This is a genomic window from Paenibacillus sp. 23TSA30-6, from assembly GCF_014858585.1.
Taxonomy (GTDB): domain Bacteria; phylum Bacillota; class Bacilli; order Paenibacillales; family Paenibacillaceae; genus Paenibacillus.
In genome coordinates this window covers 26179-43087 of the sequence record NZ_SLTL01000024.1, presented here as the reverse complement: position 1 = coordinate 43087, position 16909 = coordinate 26179, and the positions used below count along the sequence as shown (strand labels likewise).

Annotated in this window: 14 protein-coding genes; 13 read left to right on the top strand and 1 reads right to left on the bottom strand. The window is 49.1% G+C overall.

All coding sequences use genetic code 11. The annotated features are described in order from the left end of the window. Positions 1–396 precede the first annotated feature (396 nt). Together E0698_RS19635 and E0698_RS27720 are read left to right on the top strand one after the other, a co-directional pair. Positions 397–1233 (top strand): YitT family protein, encoded by an 837-nt coding sequence (locus tag E0698_RS19635; protein ID WP_192512655.1) that lies wholly within the window; start codon positions 397–399, stop codon positions 1231–1233. A gap of 131 nt (positions 1234–1364) precedes the next feature. After that, positions 1365–1640: an SdpI family protein gene (locus tag E0698_RS27720; RefSeq protein WP_192512654.1), complete on the top strand. Its 276-nt coding sequence runs from the start codon at positions 1365–1367 to the stop codon at positions 1638–1640. Between the two features lie 185 nt (positions 1641–1825). Here E0698_RS27720 and acnA read toward each other — a convergent pair whose 3' ends face one another. Then, a complete protein-coding gene (gene acnA / locus E0698_RS19625) occupies positions 1826–4537 on the bottom strand; it encodes an aconitate hydratase AcnA (RefSeq protein WP_192512653.1) in 2712 nt (903 codons plus the stop codon). A 456-nt stretch (positions 4538–4993) separates the two neighbouring features. On the opposite strand from acnA, the gene E0698_RS19620 reads away from it, so the two are divergent. The 11 genes from E0698_RS19620 to E0698_RS19570 all read left to right on the top strand — a co-directional run bounded on the left by E0698_RS19620 (position 4994) and on the right by E0698_RS19570 (position 16907). Continuing rightward, the gene (locus E0698_RS19620; RefSeq protein WP_192512652.1) at positions 4994–5989 is read left to right on the top strand and encodes an amidase domain-containing protein; all 996 of its coding nucleotides are present in this window, start codon (positions 4994–4996) and stop codon (positions 5987–5989) included. Positions 5990–6061: 72 nt separating this feature from the next. Continuing rightward, positions 6062–7150: a D-alanine--D-alanine ligase gene (locus E0698_RS19615; protein ID WP_134911215.1), complete on the top strand. Its 1089-nt coding sequence runs from the start codon at positions 6062–6064 to the stop codon at positions 7148–7150. A 98-nt stretch (positions 7151–7248) separates the two neighbouring features. After that, positions 7249–7563, top strand: coding sequence for a hypothetical protein (locus E0698_RS19610; RefSeq protein ID WP_025685344.1), 315 nt, complete (start codon positions 7249–7251; stop codon positions 7561–7563). A 131-nt stretch (positions 7564–7694) separates the two neighbouring features. Next, complete coding sequence (gene uvsE, locus E0698_RS19605) at positions 7695–8696, top strand: UV DNA damage repair endonuclease UvsE (RefSeq protein ID WP_192512651.1); 1002 nt, start codon at positions 7695–7697, stop codon at positions 8694–8696. Between the two features lie 172 nt (positions 8697–8868). Then, positions 8869–9735 (top strand): inositol monophosphatase family protein, encoded by an 867-nt coding sequence (locus E0698_RS19600; protein WP_025685346.1) that lies wholly within the window; start codon positions 8869–8871, stop codon positions 9733–9735. A 34-nt stretch (positions 9736–9769) separates the two neighbouring features. Further along, complete coding sequence (locus E0698_RS19595) at positions 9770–10012, top strand: hypothetical protein (protein ID WP_134911212.1); 243 nt, start codon at positions 9770–9772, stop codon at positions 10010–10012. 174 nt (positions 10013–10186) lie between these two features. Beyond that, positions 10187–11917, top strand: coding sequence for a sensor histidine kinase (locus E0698_RS19590; RefSeq protein ID WP_202894986.1), 1731 nt, complete (start codon positions 10187–10189; stop codon positions 11915–11917). Further along, a complete protein-coding gene (locus E0698_RS19585) occupies positions 11895–13454 on the top strand; it encodes a response regulator transcription factor (protein WP_192512650.1) in 1560 nt (519 codons plus the stop codon). The genes E0698_RS19590 and E0698_RS19585 overlap by 23 nt, the downstream gene beginning before the upstream one ends. A gap of 175 nt (positions 13455–13629) precedes the next feature. Then, on the top strand, positions 13630–14922 hold the full coding sequence (locus E0698_RS19580; protein ID WP_192512649.1) for an extracellular solute-binding protein: 1293 nt from the start codon (positions 13630–13632) through the stop codon (positions 14920–14922). A 231-nt stretch (positions 14923–15153) separates the two neighbouring features. Beyond that, positions 15154–16062, top strand: coding sequence for a carbohydrate ABC transporter permease (locus E0698_RS19575; RefSeq protein WP_192512648.1), 909 nt, complete (start codon positions 15154–15156; stop codon positions 16060–16062). 5 nt (positions 16063–16067) lie between these two features. Then, positions 16068–16907: a carbohydrate ABC transporter permease gene (locus E0698_RS19570; protein ID WP_137061560.1), complete on the top strand. Its 840-nt coding sequence runs from the start codon at positions 16068–16070 to the stop codon at positions 16905–16907. Positions 16908–16909 lie beyond the last annotated feature (2 nt).

The following is a 16909-nucleotide window of genomic DNA, read 5'->3' as shown; positions in this document are numbered from 1 at the left end:
TAATACCGGGTAGACTGCTTGGTAATGTTTCAATCATTATAAACGCATTTTTTCAAATTAAAACGTTTTTGACATAAAACAGGAAAATGGTCATGCGAGTCCAAAATTCGGATTAGGCGGATGGTCATTTTGAAGGAAAATGTGCCTAGGTCCAAAACAAGGGCCAGAGGCCCGTTTTCTTAGTTTAGTAGTCGGGATTGTGTTTTTTTGTCGAATACCCTTATATAAGTCAATATGAAGTCAGTCTGGTGGCGAATTAAAGTGTCAAAGTTGTATTGACTTTATGTTTGGGAGTGGATACCATGAACTGGTTGTAAGCGTGTTTTAGCTACTAGAATCAGCCAATCCATCTGGCGATTCATCCGTTGAAATGTTTGAGAAAGGACCAGGACATATATGAAAAAAAGTATTGCGGACATCGCATTTATTATTCTGGGTGCGTTTTTTTTCGCGCTGGCTGTTAATCTGTTTGTTATCCCGAATGAGTTTGGCGAGGGGGGCGTTACAGGGGTCACGATTATTTTGTACTACCTGTTTCAGTGGTCCCCTTCGATCGTCAATCTAGTAATCAATGGCTTGCTGCTGATTGTCGGATATAAATTTTTGGACAAGAGAACAACCCTGTACACTGTGATTGCGGTTGCTTTTAACTCGCTGTTTTTACATTTAACGGCCAACTGGCGGATTGATTCGCATGAGCCGACGATTAACGCCGTATTTGCCGGGGTTTTGGTGGGTATCGGAATTGGCCTGATCGTGCGGGTGGGCGGTACAACAGCAGGAACGGTCATTTTGGCCCGGATCGCCAACAAATATCTGGATTGGAACATCAGCTATGGCTTGCTGTTTTTTGATCTGATTGTTGCGTTTTCGTCCTATTTTATTATTGGCCCGGAAAAGCTTATGCTGACTATCGTTATTTTGTATGTCGGTACGAAGGTTATGGATTTTATGATCGAAGGACTGAACCCAAAAAAAGCGGTCATGATCATTTCGGAGCATCAAAACAAAATTGCCGAGATGGTCATTACCCAAATGGATCGGGGAGTTACAGTCCTGTCAGGCCACGGATATTACACGAAAAACCCGAAAGAAGTTCTATATATCGTCATTAGTAAACAAGAGGTGTCGGCGCTTAAAAAGATTGTGAAGGCTATCGATACAGCAGCGTTCATCACGATTCATGACGTGCGAGACGTGTTCGGAGAGGGTTTTCTCGATATTTCGAAGTAGCTGGTGGGAATAAAGGTAAGGTTAGATGTGAAAATGGTTAGAAGTCGGTCCTGAGGGAGCGGCTTTTTTGTTGTTGTGATGTTTTTCTCCTGGTTGGTTTTTGAAAAAAATGCATAATAAAAGTAAATCGTATGATTCCTGCTATAGGGAGGTTCGAAGATGGGGATCTGATTTACCTTGCTCTCATGCTGAAATATTCAGGCAAGTTTCTGTTCAGCACTTTAAATATGGTCTTAATCCTATCGTCTATATTACATTTAGCAGTAGGGATAACATGCACTACATTAAAACCTAATCGTCTAATCGGTTTGAGGTTTCCATGGTTGCTTTCGAATGAAATTGCGTGGTGGACGACGCATCGCATCTCTGCTTATATTCCAACCCTATCTCAGCCGTCAGTTCAATAGTGAAGAGGGTTCAATAATGAAAAGTCTGCCTAGTCTCTTCACAGTTCTTATAACCCTCGTATTTTCAATCATAGGCATATGTTTTCTCCTGAATGCTTCGAGTATGCATTTATAGTTAAAAATCCCCTCTCAATTTGCAGTTTTTCACTGCATTTTGAAGGGGATTTTTATTATTCATTCGCTCTTTATTCTTGAATCATCTGACGCAATACGGTTTGCAGAATGCCGCCGTTATGGTAGTAATCAATATCGACGGTGCTGTCCAGACGGGCAGTTACCGGGAACTCGAACTTCGTGCCATCCTCGCGTTTGGCCACAACGGTAAGCTCTTGACCCGGCTTCACGTCATTGTCGATGCCGAGAATGTCAAACGTTTCACGACCGTTCAGACCCAGGCTGGACCAGCCGTAGCCTTCCTGGAATTGCAGTGGAAGCACGCCCATGCCGACCAGGTTACTGCGGTGAATCCGCTCGAAGCTTTCTGCAATGACGGCTTTGACACCCAGCAGAAGCGTACCCTTCGCTGCCCAGTCACGGGAGCTGCCTGTGCCGTATTCCTTGCCGGCAATAACGATCAGGTTTTGATCGGCTGCCTGATATTTCATAGATGCATCGTAGATGGACATTTCCTCATCCGTCGGCAAGTATTTGGTCACGCCGCCCTCGGTGCCGGGAGCTACGTTGTTGCGGATACGAATGTTGGCGAATGTACCGCGCATCATGACCTCGTGGTTACCGCGACGGGAGCCGTAGGAGTTGAAGTCCTTGCGTTCCACGCCATGCTCCTTCAAGTACAGTCCTGCCGGGCTGGAAGGGGCGATGTTGCCTGCTGGTGAGATATGGTCCGTAGTGACCGAATCATTCAACAGGGCAAGCACACGGGCATTACGGATTTCCTTGATATCCTGCACGCCATCCTGAAGTTTTTCAAAGAATGGTGGATTTTGAATATAGGTTGATTTTTCATCCCATTCATACAGTTCGCCTTCAGGAACCGGAATGGAGTTCCATTTTTCGTTGGCAGTAAATACATTCTCATATTTACGACGGAACATATCCGGGCTGAGCGACAGGCTGATCGCTTCCTTAATTTCCTCGGAAGTTGGCCAGATGTCTTTCAGGTAGACCGGCTGATTGTCCTGATCGTAACCGAGCGGATCATTCACCAAATCAATGTTCACCGTACCTGCCAGCGCATAAGCAACAACCAGTGGCGGTGAGCCGAGGTAGTTGGCTTTGACTTGCGCATGTACGCGGCCCTCAAAGTTCCGGTTGCCGGAAATGACTGCGCCAACCGTCAAATCGTGGTCTGTGATGGCTTGACTCACTTCGTCAGGAAGTGGCCCGGAGTTACCGATACAGGTCGCGCAGCCGTAGCCTGCCACATGGAAGCCGAGGGCTTCCAACGGACCGATCAGCCCGGCTTTTTGCAGGTATTCCGTCACGACAAGGGAGCCCGGCGTCAAGCTGGTTTTCACATAGCCCGGCTTTTTGAGCCCGCGTTGTACTGCCTTTTTGGCGAGCAAGCCTGCGCCCAGCATAACGCTAGGGTTGGAAGTGTTTGTGCAGCTTGTGATAGCCGCAATCACGACTGCGCCAGTACCCAGCTCGCTGGTGGAGCCGTCCGGGTGGGTCAGCGGAATCTTCTGCGCGATCTTTTCATCACTCAGTCCGTAGCCGCCTTTGTCCACAGGGGTACGGATAATGCCTTCAAAGGTTTCCTTCATGCGGCTAAGCTCAACACGGTCTTGCGGACGTTTGGGACCCGCGAGACTTGGTACAACCGAAGCCAGATCCAGCTCAATCGTATCACTGAACGCAGGGTCCGGCGTGTCGGATGTGCGGAACATGCCTTGCGCTTTGTAATATTCCTCTACAAGACTCACTTGCTCATCAGAACGTCCGGTGCTGCGCAGGTAGGCCAGCGTTTCCGCATCGACCGGGAAGAAGCCAACCGTTGCGCCGTATTCCGGTGCCATATTGGCAACCGTTGCACGGTCAGCCAAGCTGATGTTAGCCAGGCCGGGTCCGTAAAATTCCACGAATTTGCCGACTACGCCTTTTTTACGCAGCATTTGGGTTACAGTGAGTGCCAGATCGGTGGCGGTAGAGCCTTCCGTCAGACTGCCTGTCAGCTTGAAGCCGATAACATCGGGAGTGACAAAATACAGCGGTTGCCCCAGCATTCCCGCCTCTGCTTCAATCCCGCCGACGCCCCAGCCTACAACACCCAGGCCGTTAATCATCGTCGTATGGGAATCCGTTCCGACGAGGGAATCCGGGAAGACGACGGTTTCGCCGTCAATGGTTTTGGTGGTGGCCACGGATGCGAGATACTCCAGATTGACCTGATGGACGATACCGGTGGACGGTGGCACTGCACGGAAGTTGTTGAACGCCGTTTGCGCCCAGCGCAGAAAACGGTACCGTTCCTCGTTACGCTCAAATTCTACATTAATATTATAGTCCAGCGCTTCGCTGGTACCGAAGGCATCGACCATAACCGAGTGGTCGATAACGAGATCGACGGGTACGAGCGGGTTGATTTGTTTCGGATCGCCGCCCGCTTTTTTCACAGTATCGCGCATGGCTGCCAAATCGACAACCACCGGAACACCGGTGAAATCCTGAAGTACGATGCGTGCAGGGATGAACGGAATTTCCTTGTTGGTGTCACGATCCTCAGCCCAGCCTGTAAGCTGTTGCACATGCTCCTCAGTTATTGCGCGTCCATCGAATTGGCGCACAGCGGCTTCCAGCAACACTTTAATGGAGAAGGGCAGCTTGGCGATACCGCTTTTTCCTTGTTCCTCCAGTGCCTTGAGACTGTAATAACGGTAAGGCTTGCCGTTGACTTCGAGACTGCGGGCAATGGAGAATTCATCTTTTCCTGACATAAGTATTACCTCCTTGAAGTGGATGCTTGGGGAAAAATAGGGATGTCGTTTTTTCGACGTCTTGCACAGTTGGTTTAATTTGGTTACGCTCTCATGAAAGCAGCATGGCTGATTTGAAGAATAACCGATTAACCTATGGATAACCGTTATTTTCATAATAGAGGAGAAGATGATTTTAATTAGTTTCATTAGATGAAACCTAATTTCAAAATAATGTTTCTGCATTAAGTATACCGTTTTCAATCGATTACGTAAAGTTTTTTTGGCCTAATTTGTACACCGAAGCCTGGAAAATAAAACGTTCCTCTTTCTTGTGTTTCCGTGTTCATACCAAGCTTTAGAGATTCATACTTATAGATAGAGAGCCATATCAGGCTATAGAGGGAAGTAAGAAAGTTATTCAGTATCCCGGCTATTCCCAAACAGGGATGGCGGGACGGAAATGGAGGGACAGGGATGGGGGAGCGGGAATGGAAGCAGGCCCTTTTTGCTTATGTGAACCAATATAACCGGAGTGAGGTGAACAGCGCTCCACAGCCGGATGAATATCTGGAGGTAGGTCAGCGGATGGAGCGTGCGGCCCGTACGGCCAGATTGGAACAGTGGTATAACGAGCGGAACGCCGTTCCATTACGTAGCGAAACACGCGCCAAGCCGCTGCGAATTGTGCAGGATACGCCGGAAGAGGCTGTGGTGGATGTACAACTGCATGTCCGGCTCTTTTATGAAAAAGGCGGAATGACCCACCGGGAGGATCGTATTGAACGGGAACGTCTGACGTTCACGCGCGAGGGTGAAGCCTGGCAGGTGGCAAGAATTGAGCGTGATCCGGCAGAACGAAAGCCAGCGGGGGGAGAGGTTCCTTTTGAACAGGCGTCGTTTAATCAGGGAGGGAATCTACCGCTGTTGAATCGCGGTGTACTGGGTTTTGGCTCATCAGCACGCCCCAGCCGATATCGCCGGGAAGAGGCGGCAGCCTATGCGGATCAGTGGTGGGATAGCTTCAACCCGGAGTTTGAAGGTTTTGATGTGGATTGCACCAATTATATCTCGCAATGCCTCTTTGCAGGGGGCGCACCGATCCACTATACTGGTAAAAGAGAATCGGGCTGGTGGTACAAAGGACGGGTCACCGGACGTGAGCTGTGGAGCTACAGTTGGGCGGTTTCCAACAGTCTGGAGCGGTATTTGGGCTCCAGCTCGTGGGGGTTGACCGCCGAGCAGGTGAGTCGTCCGGAGCAGCTAATGCTGGGTGACGTCATTTTTTATGATTGGGATGGTGACGGCACCTTTCAGCACAGCACGGTGGTAACGGCCTTTGATGCGGGCGGGATGCCGCTTGTCAATGCGCATACAGTAAGCTCCAGACATCGTTATTGGGACTACAAAAATTCGTATGCGTGGACGGACAACACGGTGTATCGCTTTTATCATATCGCCGACTATTTTTAAATGAAATGTTTATAACAGGTACAGTGACGCAAATCAGGCACAATGACGAAAGCAGGAAAGCGGAGGATAGGCATGGCAAAACAAAAATTGACCGTAGGGCTGGTGTACGGCGGCAAATCGGGTGAACATGAGGTTTCGCTGCAAACGGCGTATGCGGTACTGAACGCTTTTGATTATGAGAAATACGAGATTATTCCTTTTTATATTACGAAGGCTGGCGATTGGCGCAGAGGGTTGCTGCTTGACGCACCTTTGGCTTCCGTAGAGCAATTGAAGCTGGAGCGCGCAGAGGGCGGTACGAAGGCGGCATTAGATACGTTGTTTGGCAAGCTGTACGGAGAGCAGACGCTGGATGTGCTGTTCCCGCTGCTGCACGGCACCTTTGGTGAGGACGGAACGATTCAGGGCTTGTTCGAAATGGCAGATATGCCTTATGTCGGTGCAGGTGTGCTGGCTTCTGCCGCAGGGATGGACAAAGGCGTCATGAAGAAGCTGTTTGAGCATGCAGGATTGCCGCAAGTGAAATACTGTTATTTTAACAGTACACAGTGGTCACAAACGAGTCATGATTTGGTGCGCCACATGGAAACCGAGTTAGGGTACCCGTGCTTCGTCAAACCGGCGAATCTGGGATCAAGTGTCGGCATTTCCAAAGCCAATAACCGGGAAGAGCTGGAAAAAGCAGTCGAGTTGGCTCTGCAATTTGATCTGAAGGTCATTGTGGAGGAGTATGTCGATGCCCGCGAGGTCGAGGTCAGCGTACTTGGCAACGACGAGCCGATTGCTTCCGTACCGGGGGAAATTGTATCGTCCAGTGACTATTACGATTATGCTGCCAAATACACGGACGGCCAATCAGAAATGCTCATTCCGGCACCGTTGGACGAGGAAGTGGCGGATCGTATCCGTGAAGCTGCATTGCAGGCATTCCGCGCTCTGGAGGGCTGCGGGATTTCCCGAGCCGATTTCTTCGTCAGACGTTCGGACGGACATATTCTAATTAATGAAATAAACACGATGCCGGGCTTTACGCCGTTCAGTATGTATCCATTGCTGTGGAGAGAAACGGGCGTATCCTATCAAAGCTTGCTGGACCGCATGATTGCGCTCGCACTGGAGCGTTATGAACGCAGGTCTGCGCTGCACTATGAGAACTCATAAAACGAACCAGGGGGAGCTGATCACTCCCCTTTTTGTTCATATACACGGTTTACAATTAGGATTTGCAAATCCTTAATCACGAAAGGTGGCGGCTAAACATGGGCTTTCAAACGGAATTTAACTCGGTGTGCAAATTCAAGAGCGAACAGGAATTGTACGAACTGCTGGAATACGGACGCGGTAAAATGGTTAAATCCGGACTGCGTGTGTTCCCGACAGGCCAGAAGGTCATCGCTTACAGTGCGGACAATGTGGCAGTTGCCATCGTGCAGATTGTCGGCTGTATTGCCGAAATCAATTTTCAGGGCGACGAAGTGACCGAGGTTGAAATGATCCTCATTCGCAAACTGAATGAAGAGGAAGCAAGAATTCAGACCGCCTTGGCGGATGAAATGTTTTTTGGAGCGCAATAGGCAGGACAAGAACTGGTTCACGCCGAATCAGAGGGAGCTTTTCCGGGTATGATCAGTAGAAAAGGGATTGAGGTCACAGAACGAAAGCGGCCTTGCCATCTACTGCGATCTGCTGAAAGGAAGGACACCCTATGATAGTAAGGTTCGGCTATGTAGCCATGTCAGTCACCGTACAAAATGCGTCGCCCTCCAAAACGATGACGCTCGCCAGCTTTAACAAAATTGGAGATCGAGAGGCCGCGATTCGCAAACTGGAGCGGATTGCAGCCGAAAATCTGCATAATACACTGCGGCTGCTGCGTCATAATCGGGCGAGCGATATCAAGGTGTACCGTTTTTCATCCAAGCTGATTCCGCTGGCGACTCATCAGGATTTGCGTGACTGGGACCCTTTTCAGGCGCTTGCCGCTGATTTTGCAGAGGTCGGGAATGTTGTCAAAGCGAACGGGATGAGGGTATCGTTTCACCCGGATCATTTTACAGTGCTGAGCACTCCCCGCCCGGAAGTGCTGCAAAGCTCCATTAACGATCTCAAGCATCATAAAGCGATGCTGGAGGCGATGGGACTTGGTGCGGATGCCAAGAACAACATTCATATCGGCGGCGCGTATGGAGACAAGGTGACGTCGAGTCAGCGTTTTGTAGAGCAAGTGGGTGCGCTGGAGCTTTCGTTAAGGGAACGAATGACGCTGGAAAATGATGATAAAACGTTTAATGCGATGGAAACGCTGGATGCGTGCAAGCGGACGGGGCTGCCGATGGTTCTCGACATTCATCATCAATGGGTGAATAATGAGGGCGAGAAGCCGTGGGAGCTGTGGCCCGGCATTTTGGATACCTGGAAAGGGGAACTGGCTCAAACGGGATCTTCTCCCGATCATCCACTGCCACCCAAAATCCATGCATCCAGCCCCAAAAGTGAAAAAGACCCCCGCGGTCATGCGGATGGTGTCCAGGTGGAGCCGCTGCTTACTTTTTTGCGCAACATTGCCGGATATACGGATCAGATTGATGTCATGCTTGAAGCCAAACGCAAGGATGAAGCGTTGTTCAGACTGATGGACGAACTGCGTGCACGTGAAGGTGACGGAGTGAAGGTGCTGGATGGGGCTTCGGTAGAAATTACGCCTTAAAGAATAGTGTTCCGCGGATAATGCTCCCATATAGAGAAACTTTATGAAGCTTATTGTGTATACTAGAATGTGTAAACTAGATGTGTACCTTTAATAGAGATGGTTAAGAAACTGTGCTGTAATGCAGCTTCGTAAACCACGTAACAATGATATAGAAAGTAGAGTGAACACGTTGAATGAACATGAAAACGAAAAGGTTCCCTATATCGTATCAGGAAAAAGCTATACCGCTGTGGCCATTAACGCAGCATCCAAAGCCGGGGAATGGATCAAAAGCAGACTGGGTACCGTTGAGCAGTTAAGCACCAAGCAATCTTCGACGGACCTTGTGACCGAAGTGGATAAAGGTGCGGAGCAAATGATCCGCAGACTGATTCTTACCCATTTTCCCGACCATGCCATTCTGGGCGAAGAGGGTGTAGAGCCGGGGGCTGAGGCTTCGGCCCGTGCGTTGGAGGCTGCTCGCGAAGAGGAATATTTGTGGATTATTGATCCGGTAGACGGCACGACCAATTTTGTACACAGCCTACCGTACTACAGTGTATCTATCGCCTTGGCCCACCGTGGAGAGGTGATTGTCGGTGTCATTTATGATCCGTCCCGCGACGAAATGTTTGTAGCTGAAAAAGGTAAGGGCGCGTATGTCCATGGCAATCCAATGAGAGCATCCAGAGAAGAAACACTGGGAGATAGTCTGGTGTGCATCGGCTTCCCGCCGGACCGCACTTTTGCACAGCCGCTAAATATGAAGATTACACAGGCACTTACACCTCAGGTGAGAGGCATCCGGGCGCTTGGCTCGGCAGCATTGCATTTGGCCTATGTGGCTTCAGGACGGCTTACAGCTTACTGTGAAATCGGTCTGAATGCTTGGGATGTGGCAGCGGGCGCTTTGCTGGTGCAGGAATCGGGGGGAACGATCACAGATACGCTCGGTAGACCTTATGACCTGAGTGTGCGACATATTGCAGCGACCAATACGGCTATTCATTCTCAACTCATTCAAGTGCTGAAAGAAGCAGACGCAACCGGGTTATAATAAAACGCAGATCATTCTGAAGGAGGGTAGCGTGATGAGCCAATCCGAAGAATTGGAACGCGAGCTCAGTGAAATGCTGATGGAAGGCGAAATTCGTGAGAATGAGGCCAAAAAACGCGAACGGCTTACTCCTAAATATGAGGTGCGGATTCAAACCCATATCGACCCTATTGTGGAGGAGACGCGTAAATACCGCAGCATGGCACGGGAACTGGACGACCGATACGATGAATATATGAGCAAGGCGGACCCATCGGAACCAACCGACAAACGCTAAGCGAACACAAATACCTCTTGCCGAATGACCAAGGCTTGGGGTATTTTGTATGATGTACAGCTTTATCAGGCAATCTCCATTCCAGACTGGACCGGACAGGACGAGCGAAGGAGGCGACATCCACTGATAACCTATTTTAAAAGCGCTTTCAAAAATGCCGGAATCCATCATAAAATGGTGCTGTTGATTACAGTGCTCATGCTGGTTAATTTTGCGGTTGTTGCAGTCATACTTAAATACGTATTTCATATTTATGATAATCAAATGTATAAAAAGACATCCGAAGTGCTCAATATTTCCTCAATCGGTATTGAAAATGAGCTGAAAGATGTTGAAAAAGTTACTTTCAAGGTGATAACAGATGAGCAGCTTCAGCGTTATCTGCTACAATTGGAAAAGGAAACCTCACCTTATGCCAAAATGGTGCTGCGTAAAAAAATAACGAACAGGCTTATCGCCTTCGCCGGCTCTGAAACCTATATCTACTCTATGATGGTGATCGACAAAGAGGGGCAAGTCATGAGTGCGGGCAACCGCGAGGGCATTCCTCAGGAGCTTCGCTCCACCCTGTCGATGCTGGCAGACGAACATAACGGCTCCAATGCATGGTATGTGGCGGGTCACTCCTCCCTGCTGGCTGCGAGGCAGTTCAAATCCTTTACGGATTCCAACTTTACTCTGAACGGACTCGGAACGCTGGCGATTCGTGTACGGATTGACCGGATTGTAGCTGACCGTGTGCAGACTTCTGGTGGTGATGGACAGCTAATGATCACCGACGGAAGACGTATGATCTATCCCGAAACACCGCTGTTGAGTGACAGCGATATTCAGGCCGAGCTTGGGCGAAAGCAGCCTTATGGTATTGCAACCTACACAGGCGGAACCTTTTTCGCAGCTCAAACCAAATCCTCCTATACGGGCTGGACGTATTTGCATATGACCCCCTTCGACGACATGTTTCGCAGTATTACGATCATCAAAGAAATTGTAAGCGCAATTTTTGTAATTATGCTTCTGATTGCGCTGGCACTGGGGGCCCGACTATCTGGCAGTATTACGAAGCCGATCGTTCAATTAATCCAGAACATGCGTAAAATTGAAAAAGGCGATCTGGATCGTCTGGAGGAGGAAGCTCTCGGCGCGGTTCCGCTTTCCACACAGGATGAGGTGGGCTTGCTGCACCGTACCTATAAGAAGATGATCCGCCGTATCCGTGAGCTGATTAATGAGAATGTGGCAAAGCAGCTATTGCTGCGGGAAACGGAGCTTAAAGCGCTTCAGGCGCAGATTAATCCGCATTTTTTGTATAACACGCTGGAGTCCGTGAACTGGCTCGCCAAGGCGAATAAGCAGGATCGGATTTCGGAAATGGTGGAGGCGCTGGCCTTTCTGCTACGCAGTGCCGTCAGTTTTGAAGAACAGCTCATTCCACTTCGAAAAGAGCTGGATATTGTGCGAAGTTATGTAACGATCCAAAAAACACGCTTCGACGAGCGACTCATTTTCCATCTGGATGTACCGGAAGAACTGATGGACGTGCAAATTCCGAAGTTAACGCTCCAGCCTTTGGTAGAGAATGCGATTCATTACGCGCTGGAGCCGCGAATTGAGCCATGTCGGATTGCTATCATTGCCCGGGAGCAAGAAGGGGCGTTGTTGCTGCGGGTGGAGGATGACGGGCAGGGCATGACTCAGGATTTTTTGGAGCAGCTGCGGAGCGGGCAGGTCGCTACACGGGGGCAGGGTATTGGGCTTGCCAACATTCAGGAGCGGATTGACCTGACGTTTGGTACACCGTGGGGCATAGAGCTGCATAGCGAGTCAGGAACAGGAACGTCGATTCATGTCTGTATTCCATATGTGAAAGGGGATCAGGATCATGTACAAGGTGCTGCTGGTTGATGATGAGCGTATGATTTTGGAAGGTATATCACAGGTGGTCGATTGGGGCAAAGCGGGTACGAGGCTGGTCGGTACGGCACGTAATGGGATTGAAGCGTATGATCAGATTCAGGCCAGCCCGCCTGATTTTGTCATTAGCGATATCTCTATGCCCGGACTGGACGGAATCGGACTGGTGGCGAGAACGACGGAGCATTTTCCGGACGTTCGTTTCATTCTGTTGTCTGGTTATAAGGATTTTGATTATGCCTGTCGGGCCATGCAATACGGGGTAAAACACTATTTATTGAAGCCCTGCAACGAGCGGCAAATCCATGAGGCGCTGACCGAGCTGGGGCAGGAGCGGGAGGAACAGGACGAACGCAAGCAGTTCGTGAACCGGATGAAGCTTGATTTTCAGCGTATGCTGCCTCATGTGAAGGAGCATTTTTTGAAAGAGTTTATTTCCTATAAAACTTACGGCAGTCGGGATATCGCTTTTTATGAGCGGTTATTCAGTCTGGAGCTGCAAGATAAGCAGGTTCGGATGCTCCTGCTGCGGGTCGAGGAATCCCATGAGCCGGAGCATCTGTTTGCGCTGCAAAATATTGCGGCGGATTTAATGGACGATGTATTGCTAGGGACGACCATGCAAGGACAACTGCTCATCGTGCTGGAGAGCGGGGATGACACGTCACGGCTGATGAAGCAGATTGAAGCGGTGCGTGCGACGTTTCGTCGCTTTTACAAGCTGGAGGTAACGATCGCGGTTAGTGAGTCGGATAGTATGCAGCATTCACGCGGGATGTATCGGGAGACGCTGCATTGTATGAATCACCGTTTTTACACCGGGGAGGGCAGTCTGATCACCAAGGAGGATCTGGCAGCCGAAGAACCCCGGGAGATGGCAGACTTGGAGCTGGACGAAGAGAAGTTTGGCCTGCTGATTAAGGCGGGGAATACGGAGGAGGTAGCGCAGGAGGTAGATCGGCTATTCGGCATCCTGTCCCGTATGAAGCTGGAAATTTCCGTGACCCGCTCCTATGTGCTGCAACTGTATGCAGCCATGATTCGCATATGTCCCGAGGAGGAACGCGCGGCATTCACCAGCCGAATGGTCGTGCTGGCTGAGCAAAAAACACTCGCTTGCCTCAAATCTTTCGTACAGGAAGCCGCCGGACGAATGACCGCGATCTACTATAAAAGCAATGTGTCCCGGCAGTCCTCCACCGTTGATAAAATGATCACTATCATCGAGCAAAACTACAGAAAATCCGATTTGTCACTGAACGGAGTGGCGGGTCAAATGCTGTACATGAATTCCGACTACTTAGGGAAAATTTTCAAAAAGGTGACGGGTGAAAACTTTTCGCATTACGTCAATCGCTACCGCATCGAGCGTGCAGCAGAGCATATTCGGGAGACGGGAGACGTGAAGGTGTTCGAGCTGGCCGAATGGTTCGGCTTCGGCGGAAACGCCCAATATTTCAGCCAGGTGTTCAAAAAATGGGCCGGCATGACGCCTTCCGAGTACATTAAGTCACAGGAACGGGGATGAGCTGATGGAGTCCCTCTGTTTTTTGAACCCAGAAAACCTGATTTGTGTATTCCAATGTTTCGCTGCTTTTGGGAAAATAACAACAGGAGCAAATGTAAACGCTATCAAATTAGCGTAAATACGTTGTCACTTGTATTACGGCTCCTTTCAAGAACAGCGAAAAGGGGAGAGATAGGTGGGCAAAAAAGGATGGTTTCTGATCATAGCTATGCTGCTCGTTTTGACGACGGCATGCAGCGGAGCAAATGGCGGCGGCAATTCGGGCACAAGTGCAGACGGGAAGGTAAAGTTGCGGATCGCTTGGTGGGGATCGGATACGCGTCATGAATATACGCAGAAGGTCGTCGACCTGTATAAGCAGAAAAATCCGAATGTGACGATTGATGTGGAATACGCCTCTTTTGATGACTATTGGAAAAAGCTCGCCCCGCAGGCTGCGGCAAACCAACTGCCGGATATTGTACAAATGGACATTTCATACATTAGCCAATATGCGAAGAATGGCCAACTGGAGGATCTAGCGCCTTACTTGAATCAAAAAATTCAGGTTGCTGATGTGACCGAAAATGTACTCAAAACCGGCGTAATTGCCGGAAAGCAATATGGTATTCCAACAGGTGTTAATGTTCTGGGTTTCCAGTATGACCCGGCGTTGCTCAAAAAAGCGGGCATAGATAAAATTCCTGACAACTGGACATGGGATCAATACAAAGAACTGGCCTTGAAGGCAGGCTCCAATAAAGTATACTTTGACAGCTCCATGGCTGCCGATATTTTCTTCCATTACTATTTGCGTACTCAAGGAAAGTCCCTCTACAATGCGGAAGGAACAGGATTGGGGTATGACGATGACAAGCTGTTTGTCGATTTCTTCGACGGATTGGCTGATCTGATCAAGAAGGGGGCGACCCCGTCGCCTGAAATTATGAACCAAACCAAGGGTATTCTTGAGGAATCCGATATCGTAAAAGGAACGGGCATCGGCATTTGGCAGTGGTCCAATCAGTATGTGGGCTTACAGCAGGTCGTTAACCGCCCAATGGCGCTGGCTCCGATGTTTGGGCCGAATATGGAAAAAGGTATCTACATGCAGCCTACGATGTATTGGACGGTCGCTGCCCGTTCGCAGGTGAAGGATGAAGCGGCAAAGTTTATTGATTTCTGGATGAACGATGTGGAAGCCAATAAATTGATTAAAGGCGAACGGGGCGTACCGATTTCCGCCAAAATCAAGGAAGCTGTAGTACCGGAGTTAAGCGAGCCTACGAAGCAGGTGTTTGAATTCGTGGCTTCCATGGAGCCGAAAGCTTCCCCAATGAGCCCACCGCCGCCAGTTGGATCACCGGAAGTGATTGCAACGCTGACCGATTATATTGAGCAGGTCAATTTCGGACAGATGAAACCTGAGGATGCAGCGGTCAAATTCCGCGCAGATGCGAATGCCATTCTTGCGAATAATAAGCAGTAGGCGATGCAATGGAAGCTTATCTTTGAGTACCTGAACCAACTTTAGCATTTGGGCGAATGCAAGTTTCGTTAAGTTAACCGTGCGTAGTGCATAGCTTGATTGCGTACGGTTAACCCGACGAGCAAACTGCATAAGCTACCTTTGTATTATCATAATAAAATACACGTAACAACGACTATATAATATTTTTAATCCAATCTATTTGGGAAATTGTAACAGAAGGGAGGCTTGATGAGCTTGCGAAATCATCAGAGCTTGAGAGCCAATATGACCGGATATGCGTTTATCAGCCCGTTTATTGTGGGCTTTCTCGCGTTTACGTTAATTCCGATGTTTATTTCACTGTATCTGTCCTTTACAAGCTACAATCTGTTCACTCCGCCCAAATGGATTGGTCTGGGGAACTTCGAGAAAATGTTCACAGGCGACCCGAAATACTGGAATTCAATCCGAGTCACGTTTACGTATGTACTGGTTGGCGTACCGCTGCGACTGATTTTTGCGCTGTTCGTGGCTATGATTTTGAATACCAAATCGCGCATGGTCGGCACGTATCGGACGATGTATTATCTGCCGTCTATTATCGGAGGCAGTGTTGCGGTGTCCATTATGTGGCGGAACATTTTCAGTAATAACGGCATTGTGAACAGCCTGCTTTCGACCCTGGGGGCGACTCCGGTGAAATGGTTTGGTGATCCGGATGCTTCACTGACGATGCTGATCACCTTGTCTGTATGGCAATTTGGTTCGTCCATGCTCATTTTTCTGGCAGGATTGAAGAATATTCCTGTTGAATTGTACGAGGCGTCCGGCGTAGATGGTGCTTCGCCAATGCGAAAATTTTTCAGTATTACGCTGCCGCTGCTTAGTCCAATTATTCTATTTAACCTGATTATGCAGACGATCAGTGCCTTTATGACCTTCGTTCCGGCGTATGTTATTTCCAAGGGCGAGGGCGGTCCAATGGATGGAACGATGCTGCATTCGTTGTATTTGTTCCGGCAGGCGTTTATGTTCAGCAATATGGGATATGCGGCGGCCATGGCCTGGGTCATGCTCATTATGATTGCGATCCTGACAGCGATATTATTTATATCCTCCAAATACTGGGTATTCTATGAAACGGAAAAGGGGCGCTGATACCGATGGCATGGAAAACGTTCAAATGGCCAATTTATCATATTCTGGTCGCTGCACTGGCGCTCCTGATGCTGTATCCCGTGTTTTGGATGCTGTTCAGCTCGTTTAAAGAAAGTCGGACGATATTCGTCACGGCATCCTCGCTTTTCCCTACAGAATGGATCTGGCAAAACTATGTAACAGGCTGGAAAGGCACAACTGGGTATAACTTTGGCACATATATTATGAATTCGCTCACTATCGTTGTGATTTCAACGATTGGAGCTGTGCTTTCCTCCTCATTGATCGCATTTGGCTTTGCACGTTTGAAATTCAGAGGGCGTAACTTGTGGTTTGCCCTGATGATGGTGACGCTGATGCTGCCAGGGGATGTGGTACTGGTACCGCAATATATTATTTTCACCAAGCTCGGGTGGATCAATACGATCTTGCCGCTGGTAGTACCGTCGTTTTTCGGAATGCCGTTCTTTATCTTCCTGATGGTTCAGTTTATACGGACGATACCGGCAGAGTTGGATGAAGCGGCGACGATTGACGGATGCGGCAAGTTCCGGCTGTATTTTCGAATTATTTTACCCCTGCTTAAATCGTCACTGGCTACGGCGGCAATCTTCTCTTTCTACTGGAAATGGGAGGATTTGCTCGGTCCGGTACTGTATCTGAACTCGCCGGATAAATATACCGTTTCTATTGCACTCAAAATGTTCCTCGACAGCGAGTCTGCCTCCAACTGGGGTGGGATGTTCGCCATGTCCATCTTAAGCTTGCTACCGGTTATCGCTGTATTCTTCGCATTCCAGAAGCAGATTGTTGAGGGAATGAGTACGAGTGGATTGAAGGGATAGGG

Excerpts from the sequence above, each read along its gene's own strand:
- E0698_RS19620 (WP_192512652.1), top strand. The coding sequence starts at position 4,994 with ATGGGGGAGCGGGAATGGAAGCAGGCCCTTTTTGCTTATGTGAACCAA.
- acnA (WP_192512653.1), bottom strand. The coding sequence starts at position 4,537 with ATGTCAGGAAAAGATGAATTCTCCATTGCCCGCAGTCTCGAAGTCAAC.
- E0698_RS19595 (WP_134911212.1), top strand. The coding sequence starts at position 9,770 with ATGAGCCAATCCGAAGAATTGGAACGCGAGCTCAGTGAAATGCTGATG.
- E0698_RS19635 (WP_192512655.1), top strand. The coding sequence starts at position 397 with ATGAAAAAAAGTATTGCGGACATCGCATTTATTATTCTGGGTGCGTTT.
- E0698_RS19590 (WP_202894986.1), top strand. The coding sequence starts at position 10,187 with ATGGTGCTGTTGATTACAGTGCTCATGCTGGTTAATTTTGCGGTTGTT.
- E0698_RS19585 (WP_192512650.1), top strand. The coding sequence starts at position 11,895 with ATGTACAAGGTGCTGCTGGTTGATGATGAGCGTATGATTTTGGAAGGT.
- E0698_RS19570 (WP_137061560.1), top strand. The coding sequence starts at position 16,068 with ATGGCATGGAAAACGTTCAAATGGCCAATTTATCATATTCTGGTCGCT.
- E0698_RS19615 (WP_134911215.1), top strand. The coding sequence starts at position 6,062 with ATGGCAAAACAAAAATTGACCGTAGGGCTGGTGTACGGCGGCAAATCG.
- E0698_RS27720 (WP_192512654.1), top strand. The coding sequence starts at position 1,365 with ATGATTCCTGCTATAGGGAGGTTCGAAGATGGGGATCTGATTTACCTT.
- E0698_RS19575 (WP_192512648.1), top strand. The coding sequence starts at position 15,154 with ATGAGCTTGCGAAATCATCAGAGCTTGAGAGCCAATATGACCGGATAT.
- E0698_RS19610 (WP_025685344.1), top strand. The coding sequence starts at position 7,249 with ATGGGCTTTCAAACGGAATTTAACTCGGTGTGCAAATTCAAGAGCGAA.
- uvsE (WP_192512651.1), top strand. The coding sequence starts at position 7,695 with ATGATAGTAAGGTTCGGCTATGTAGCCATGTCAGTCACCGTACAAAAT.